Below are 8180 nucleotides of genomic sequence, written 5' to 3' on the forward strand. Positions count from 1 at the left end.
ATGCGTCGAATAATTTCTTCATAACAGAGCATCACTCGCTTCAAAATACCGTGCTCGCGCATCAGATCTTCGTTGGTTGAAACCTGTTCCTCACCTTTTTCTTGCTTCCGCTGCGCGAACGTCTCTTTTGGCGCAAAGAGGGCGGCGATACCGATGCCTCCGAGACCGCGGATGAAATGCCGCCGCGCAGGGATTCCAGGTTGTTCCACAATATCCTCCATGAAAGCACTGGGGCCCCGCCGATGATGGCCATGCAGGCGTTACGAGAGCGGCAGGGATTTCAAGTACGTCCGGAACTGTTCGCCCAGTTCTCCGCGCTTGAGGGCAAACTCAACCGTGGCCTTCAGAAATCCCAGCTTGTCGCCGGCGTCATGCCGTTTGCCGTCGAAACGGTAACCATAAATTTTTTCTTTCGCGAGCAGCATGCGAATGCCGTCGGTGAGCTGCAGTTCACCACCCGCGCCGAGGGAAGTGCGTTCCAACATGTCAAAAACGCCAGGTGTGAGCACGTATCGGCCAATGATGGCGAGATCGGAAGGAGCATCCTGGAGCTTGGGTTTTTCTACCAGGTTTTTCACTTCATAGAGCCGCTCGTCAAAGCCGTCGACGTTGGCGGCGGTGGCATCCAGGACTCCATAAGCGGAAATGGCCGGGCCGGCAACTTTCTGCGTGGCCAGAACCGATGCACCCGTCTCCTGATAAACGGCGATCATCTGTTTAAGGCAGGGAACAGGAGCGTCAATTACGTCGTCGGCCAGCAGAACGGCAAAGGGCTCATCGCCTACCAGTTCGCGCGCCATCAGCACCGCGTGTCCCAACCCGAGCGCTTCTTTCTGGCGCACATAAGCCACATGGATCATGTCTGAGATCTGGCGCACAATGCTCAACAGCTCGGTCTTGCCGCGTTCCTCCAGCATTTTTTCCAGCTCATAGCTCACATCGAAATGGTCTTCAATAGCCGTCTTGCCCCGGCCCGTGATGATGATGATCTGGTCGCAACCGGCGGCCAGCGCTTCTTCCACTCCGTATTGAATGATCGGCTTATCAACGATCGGCAGCATCTCCTTGGGCTGGGCCTTGGTGGCCGGCAGGAAGCGCGTGCCTAGGCCCGCGACCGGGAAGATGGCTTTGGTGATCGGCGATTTGGGCGAGGCGGCCATGGGCATACACTGGATTGGCGGGGTCGAGAAGATTGTGTCACGGGGGTTGTGACGGGTTGACCCCCCAGTCGGGCTCTTACAAGCAATGACCGTCCTGATCCTGGAACCGCTGGAGGCCGAGGTGGTGCAGTGGCTGGCCGAGCGCCACGATGCCTGCTTCGCGCCCGAACTTGTCGGCGACCCGCGCGGACTGCGCGCGGCGTTGCAGGACTCGCGCGCCCTCATCGCGCCGCCCGAGGTGCGCGTCGACGCCGAACTGCTGCACGGCGCGCCGGCGCTGCGCGCCATCGGTCGCGCCAGCGGCGGCGCCGAGAACATCGACGTCGAGGCCTGCCGCCAGGTGGGCGTGGAGGTCGTGCGTTCGCAGCGCTCGACGGCCTGCGCCGAGGCGGAATTCGTTGTCGGCGCGCTGTTGAGCCTGCTCAGGCGCGTGCCCGTGGAAGGCAGCGACGGCCTCAAGGTGGGCCGCGAGCTGGGCTGCTCCACCATAGGCCTGCTGGGCCTGACGCCGGCGGCCCAGGTGCTGGCCCAGCTGCTGCAAGCCTTCGGCTCGCGCGTCGTCGGCTACGACCCCGGCCTGCATCCCAGCGACGCCACGTGGGCGCGCTGGGGCATTGAGTCGGTGAGCCTGGGCGAGCTGGTCGAGTGCAGCGACGGCCTGGTGCTGCTGCTGCCCTATTTCGAGCGCTTTCGCGGCCTCCTCGGCGAGCGACAGCTGGAGAACGCGAGGGCCAACCAGGTCGTCGTCGGCCTGAGCCAGTCCGGCCTCTTCGACGAGGCGGCGCTGGGGCGGGCCCTGCGTGGCGGCAGGCTGCGCGCTGCCTGGTTCGACTGCATGGAGCCGGGCTGGCTGGAGCAGGGGCGGCCCCTGCACGGCATCCCGACACTGCAGGTCACGCCACGGCTGGCGGGCACGACGCGCGAGTCGCGCGTGCGCGCGGCCTGGGCGGTGGCGCGCGGCCTCGACGAGCTGCTGGGCAAGGTGCCCGGCAGCAAGAAGAAACCCGCAGAGAAAGCCGCGGCCAAGGCCGCCGGCTATTACTGAGCCGGCAGTCGGGCCAACTGCTCACGCAGGCGGGCCACGGTCTCCTTGAAGCCGGCCACGCGGCCGCGCTCCTGCTCGACGACGGCCGCCGGCGCGCGGGCGACGAAGCTCTCGTTGGAGAGCTTGGCCTCGGCCTTGGTGATCTCGCCATCCAGGCGTGTGATCTCCTTGCTCAGTCGGGCCTGCTCCGCCGCGACGTCGATCTCGACCTTCAGCGCCAGCTTGGCCGCGCCATGCACCAGCACGGGCGCCGTGGCGCTCTGTCGCGCGAACTCGGCCTCGTCGGCAATCAGCTCGACGCCGCTGAGCTTGGCCAGCACCTTGAGCACGGCCGCCGCCTCGCTGAGGAAGGACAGGTCACCGCCGGCCAGCAGCGGCACGCGGTCGCTGGGGCTCAGCGCCATCTCGCCGCGCAGGCTGCGCGTGATGCCGACGACGGCCTTGAGCTGCGCCATCCAGGCGTCGGCGCTGGCGTCCATGCGCTCCGGCTGTGCCACAGGGTAGGGCGCCTGGCCGATGTAGTCGGTCGCCTTGCGGCCGGCCACCGGCGCCACGGTCTGCCACAGTTCCTCGGTAATGAAGGGCGCGATGGGGTGCAGCAGGCGCAGCGTCGTCTCCAGCACGCGGATCAGCGTGCGGCGCGTGGCGCGCTGCTGGGCTGCGTTACCGGCCTGGATCTGCACCTTGGCGATCTCCAGATACCAGTCGCAATACTCGTCCCAGACGAAGCTGTAGATGGCGTTGGCGACGTTGTCGAGGCGGTACTCGGCGAACCCTTGGGCCACGGCGGTTTCCACGCGCTGCAGCTCGCTGACGATCCAGCGGTCGGCCTGGCTGAACTCGTTGTAGCCCGGCGGGCAGGCGCCCTTCTCATGCAAGAGGCCGCAGTCCTGACCCTCGCAGTTCATCAGCACGAAGCGCGTCGCGTTCCAGAGCTTGTTGCAGAAGTTGCGGTAGCCCTCGCAGCGCTTGGTGTCGAAGTTGATGTTGCGGCCCAGCGTCGCGTAACTGGCCATCGTGAAGCGCAGCGCGTCGGCGCCGTAGGCCGGCATGCCGTCGGGGAACTCCTTCTTCACGCGGGCAGCCACCTTGGGCGCCGTCTCGGGCTTGCGCAGGCCGGTGGTGCTCTTGCGGGTCAGCGTCTCCAGGTCGCAGCCCTGGATCAGGTCCACCGGGTCCAGCACATTGCCCTCGGACTTGCTCATCTTCTGGCCCTGAGAGTCGCGCACCAGGCCATGGATGTAGACGTCCTTGAACGGCACCTTGCCGGTGAAGTGGGTCGTCATCATGATCATCCGGGCGACCCAGAAGAAGATGATGTCGTAGCCGGTCACGAGCACGGAGGAGGGCAGGAACAGCTCCTGCTCCAGCGTCTGCTCGGGCCAGCCCAGTGTCGAGAACGGCACCAGCGCCGACGAGTACCAGGTGTCCAGCACGTCGGGGTCGCGCGTCAGCTCGCCCAGGTATCCGGCGGCCTTGGCGCGGGCCTGCGCCTCCTCCTCGCTGCGCGCGACGAACAGCTCGCCGCCCGTGCCATACCAGGCCGGGATCTGGTGTCCCCACCACAGCTGGCGCGAGATGCACCAGTCCTGCAGGTTGTTCATCCAGTGGTTGTAGGTGTTGACCCACTGCTCGGGATGAAACTTGACAGCGCCGCTGTCGACGGCCGCGATGGCCTTGTCGGCGATGCTCTTGCCGTCCGCGCTCGGCTTCGTGACTGCGACGAACCATTGGTCCGTCAGCATGGGCTCGATGACCTGGCCGGTGCGCTCGCAGCGCGGCACCTGCAGCTTGTGCTTCTTGACCTCGACCAGCAGGCCCAGCGTCTCCAGGTCGGCCACGATGCGCTTGCGGGCGACGAAGCGGTCCAGGCCGCGGTAGGCAACAGGGGCGTTGTCGTTGATCTTGGCCTGCAGGTCCAGCACCGAGATCATGTCCAGGCCGTGGCGCTGGCCGACGGCGTAGTCGTTGGTATCGTGCGCCGGCGTGACCTTCACGACGCCGGTGCCGAATTCGCGGTCCACGTAGTCGTCGGCGATGACGGGGATCTCGCGCTCCGTCAGCGGCAGCTTGACGAGCTTGCCGATCAGCGCCGCGTAGCGCTCGTCCTCGGGGTGGACCATGACGGCCACGTCGCCCAGCATGGTCTCGGGCCGCGTGGTGGCGACGACGACCGAGCCGCTGCCGTCCGCCAGCGGATAACGGATATGCCACAGCGAGCCGTCCTCTTCCTCGGAGCTGACCTCCAGGTCCGACACGGCGGACTGCAGCACCGGGTCCCAGCTGACCAGGCGCTTGCCGCGGTAGATCAGGCCTTCCTCGTAGAGGCGCACGAAGGTCTCGACGACGACGGTCGAGAGTTTCTCGTCCATCGTGAAGTACTCATGCCCCCAGCTCACCGAGTCGCCCAGGCGGCGCATCTGGCCGGTGATGGTGTTGCCCGACTCCTGCTTCCATTCCCAGACGCGGGCGACGAAGTTCTTGCGGCCCAGGTCGTGACGACTCTGGCCGGCGGCCTGCAGCTGGCGCTCGACGACGATCTGCGTCGCGATGCCCGCATGGTCGGTGCCCGGCACCCACAGCGTGTTGTGGCCCTGCATGCGGTGGTAGCGCGTCAGCGAGTCCATCACCGTCTGGTTGAAGGCATGGCCCATGTGCAGCGTGCCGGTCACGTTGGGCGGCGGCAACTGGATGCTGAACGAGGGCTTGGCCGTGTCCAGGGTCGGCGCATACAGGCCGGCGGCCTCCCACTTCGGGCCCCAATGGGCTTCCAGGGCGGCGGGTTCGAAGGACTTGGCGAGTTCGGTCACGGGGCGTGGTCGTCAGCGTAGGGGAGGGCGGATTTTAAGGGTGGCCCCGGTGCCGAATGAAACCCGGCGCTACCGCGTCGAGATGCGCGCTGACGGCCCGAACGGATTCCTCAGCGCCATCCCGGCCCTGGGAGCGAGAGCGTTCACGAGGCCGCGCTGCGAGCCGTTTGCGACGCCGGCAGGCGCTTCAGCCGAAGGCCGGCGGCAGTCGCTCGAACCAGGGCTGGGCGGCCTCCAGCTCGGCGGCCAGCTGCAGCAGCAGCCCGTCCTCGCCCTGGGCGGCACTGAATTGCACGCCCAGCGGCAGGCCGTCATCCGTCCAGTGCAGCGGCAGCGAGACGGCCGGTGTGCCGGTCAGGTTGGCGAGCTGGGTGAAGGGCACGTGGCGCAGGTTGTCGGCGGCCATGTGCTCGACGATACCGTCCAGCAAGCCGGCGCGCTTGAGCAGGCCCAGCAGGCCCGAGGCGCGCAAGGCGCCCAGCACGGCGATCTGCCAGGGCGGCAGGTCGCCGGTGCCATGGGTGATGGGCGGCGAGGCCAGCGTGGGCGTCAGGTAGACGTCGTAGCGCGAATGCAGCGCGGCGAGGCTGCGCGCGTAGTCGTTCCAGCGCAGCAGCTCCAGCGACAGCCGCTCCGCGCTGGTGGCGCGACCCAGCGTCGCGATGAGGCGGGTCAGCGGCTCGAAGTCGGCCTCGCGCCCGCCCAGCGCGACGGCCTGGCGCAGCGCGGCCGGCACCTGGCCGAAGTAGATGTGCAGATAGCTGTTGGCCAGCGCGCGTCCGTCGACGTCGGGGCGCGCCGGCTCGACGACATGGCCCAGGCGGCGCAGCAGCGCGACGCTGCGCTCGACGGCCAGCCTGGCCTCGTCGTGCACGGGCGTGCCTATGGGCGAATCGGCGCACCAGGCGATTCGCAGCCGGCGCAGCGGCGTCTGCATCTGCGCGACGAAAGGCGTGGCCGGCACCGGCAGGGCCACTGGGTCGCCGGGCTCGGGGCCGGCGAGGATGTCCAGCGCCAGCGCCGTGTCGCGCACGCTGCGAGAGACCACACCTTCGCTGCAGGCGCCGAACCACACCTCGCCCGCGCCCGGGCCGGCGGATATGCGGCCGCGCGAAGGCTTGAGCCCGACCAGGCCGCAGCAGGCGGCCGGGATGCGGATGGAGCCGCCGCCATCGTTGGCGGCTGCCATCGGCACGATGCCCGCCGCCACTGCCGCGGCCGCGCCGCCGCTGCTGCCACCCGGCGTGCGGCGGACATCCCAGGGGTTGCTGCTGCTGCCAAAGGCCTGCGGGTCGCTGACGCCCTTGAGGCCCAGCTCGGGCGCATTGGTTTTGCCGAAGATGACCAGGCCGGCATCCAGCAGGCGCCGCACGACATGGGCATGCTCGCGCGGCGGCGGCAGACCGGCGTAGGCGCGGCTGCCGCCGCTGGTGGGCACGCCGGCATAGTCCTGGCTCACGTCCTTGATGAGGCAGGGCACGCCGGCCAGCGGGCCGCCGCCGACGCCGCGTGCGAGCTGGGCGCGGGCTTCGGCCTCCATGCTCCGGCAGACCGGCCGCAGCGGCGGCTGCACGGCGGCCAGCCGGGCCAGGGCCAGGTCAAGCAGCCTCTCGGGCCGGATGCGGCCGGCGGCCACCTCGGCGGCCAGCGCGGTGGCGTCCAGTCGGCGGTAGTCGTTGAATTCCATGGCGCTTCCTGTGGGCGTTGGCCGGCATTCTGGCCGTGGCCGTTACATTGCGGGCGCTTTCGCAGGAACCCGCCAACATGAGAACGATCTTCCGCCTGCCCGCGCTGCTGCTGGGCGCCCTCACCAGCCTGGCCTGCCTGTCGGCGCGGGCCGACTTCGGCATCCCCGGCTTCGAGCTGGTCTACACCGCGCCGGTCGAGACCGGCCTGACGGCGCCCGACCTGCGCGACCCGGTGAGGGTCTGGCGCGAGATGTTCGACGCTGCCCGCGAGGAGATCGTGCTGGGCCAGTTCTACGTCGCCGGCCGCGACGGCGAGGCGCTGGACCTGCTGATAGACCGCCTCGAGGCCGCGCTGGCCCGCGGCGTGAAGGTGCGCTTCCTGATGGAGGCCAAGGGCCAGCGCCTGTCCGAGCCGGCGACGCTGGCGCGCCTGCAGCGCATTCCCGGCCTTGAGTTCCGCATGCTGGACTACAACAAGCTCAGCGGCAACGGCGTCATCCACGCCAAGTATTTCGTCGTCGACCGGCGCGAGGCCTATGTGGGCAGCCAGAACTTCGACTGGCGCTCGCTCAAGCACATCCAGGAGGCCGGCCTGCGCATCACTGACGCGGCGCTGGTGGCCCAGGTGCAGGCGGTGTTCGAGCAGGACTGGCAGGCCCAGGCCCTGGTGGCCGCTGGACAGCCGGTGCCCGCGCTGGCCCAGCCGGCAGCGCCTTTTGACATCACGCGCAAGGCCTTCCTGCTGTCCAGCCCGCGCGCATGGAACCCGCCCGGCGTGGGCGACTCGGAGGAGGTCCTGCCTCGCCTGCTGGCCCAGGCCCGCAGCGAGGTGAGGGTGCAGCTGCTGGACTACGCGCCGCTGTCATACGCGGCCGGGCAGCGACCTTTCTACCCGGTCATCGACAACGCGATCCGCGCCGCCGCGGCGCGCGGCGTGCGCGTCAAGCTGATGGTCTCCAGCTGGAACACCGAGCAGCCGGCCATCCACCACCTGAAGAGCCTGGCGATGCTGCCCGGCGTCGAGATCCGCATCGTGACGCTGCCGCGCGCCAGCACCGGCTTCATCCCGTTCGCACGGGTCATCCACACGAAGGCGATGAGCATAGACGGCGAGATCGCCTGGGTGGGCACCAGCAACTGGAGCGGCGGCTATCTCGACAAGTCGCGCAACCTGGAGGTCGTGCTGCGCGACCCGGCCATGGCCGGGCGGTTGGCCGCCCTGCACGAGCAGACCTGGAGCTCGCCCCATGCGCAGCCGCTGGACGTCAACCGCCAGTACCCCAAGCCGTCCAAGGGCGAGCCCTGAGAGCCTGAGAGTTTTTCTCCACCGCCCTTTGCTGGCACGAAACTGGCATGTGCTGAGGCATGAGTGATGCCAGGCACCAAGGTGATGCGTCGGCCGGTCTGTTCGAGGACCTGGCGACGGTGGACGAACAGCAGCTCAGGGCGGCGGCGCAGGCCCGGGCCGTGGCTCGGC

The 8180-nt window shown here is 68.5% G+C and carries 5 protein-coding genes and 1 pseudogene; 2 read left to right on the forward strand and 4 right to left on the reverse strand.

Going from position 1 to position 8180, the window contains the following annotated elements; all coding sequences use genetic code 11:
• Window positions 1-221: pseudogene (locus tag JOY88_RS04230) on the reverse strand (hypothetical protein); the annotation flags it as partial.
• 39 nt (window positions 222-260) lie between these two features.
• Window positions 261-1166, reverse strand: a complete 906-nt coding sequence (galU, locus tag JOY88_RS04235; protein ID WP_293500628.1) for a UTP--glucose-1-phosphate uridylyltransferase GalU — start codon at window positions 1164-1166, stop codon at window positions 261-263.
• 79 nt (window positions 1167-1245) lie between these two features.
• On the opposite strand from galU, the gene JOY88_RS04240 reads away from it, so the two are divergent.
• Window positions 1246-2205, forward strand: a complete 960-nt coding sequence (locus JOY88_RS04240) for an NAD(P)-dependent oxidoreductase (RefSeq protein ID WP_293500629.1) — start codon at window positions 1246-1248, stop codon at window positions 2203-2205.
• Here JOY88_RS04240 and JOY88_RS04245 read toward each other — a convergent pair.
• Entirely contained in the window at window positions 2199-5015 is a 2817-nt protein-coding gene (locus JOY88_RS04245; protein WP_293500630.1) for a valine--tRNA ligase, read from the reverse strand. The two genes, JOY88_RS04240 and JOY88_RS04245, sit on opposite strands and share 7 nt — an antisense overlap.
• Window positions 5016-5202: 187 nt before the next feature.
• Window positions 5203-6702 (reverse strand): amidase, encoded by a 1500-nt coding sequence (locus JOY88_RS04250; protein WP_293500631.1) that lies wholly within the window; start codon window positions 6700-6702, stop codon window positions 5203-5205.
• Window positions 6703-6779: 77 nt separating this feature from the next.
• On the opposite strand from JOY88_RS04250, the gene JOY88_RS04255 reads away from it, so the two are divergent.
• On the forward strand, window positions 6780-8009 hold the full coding sequence (locus JOY88_RS04255) for a phospholipase D-like domain-containing protein (RefSeq protein WP_293500632.1): 1230 nt from the start codon (window positions 6780-6782) through the stop codon (window positions 8007-8009).
• The last annotated feature ends 171 nt before the right edge of the window (window positions 8010-8180 follow it).

This window comes from Roseateles sp. (assembly GCF_019237615.1).
In the GTDB taxonomy this organism is placed as follows: domain Bacteria; phylum Pseudomonadota; class Gammaproteobacteria; order Burkholderiales; family Burkholderiaceae_C; genus Pelomonas.

Bases quoted from the DNA above. Each gene is read 5' to 3' on its own strand.
- galU (WP_293500628.1), bottom strand. From the start codon at position 1,166: ATGCCCATGGCCGCCTCGCCCAAATCGCCGATCACCAAAGCCATCTTC.
- JOY88_RS04240 (WP_293500629.1), top strand. From the start codon at position 1,246: ATGACCGTCCTGATCCTGGAACCGCTGGAGGCCGAGGTGGTGCAGTGG.
- JOY88_RS04250 (WP_293500631.1), bottom strand. From the start codon at position 6,702: ATGGAATTCAACGACTACCGCCGACTGGACGCCACCGCGCTGGCCGCC.
- JOY88_RS04255 (WP_293500632.1), top strand. From the start codon at position 6,780: ATGAGAACGATCTTCCGCCTGCCCGCGCTGCTGCTGGGCGCCCTCACC.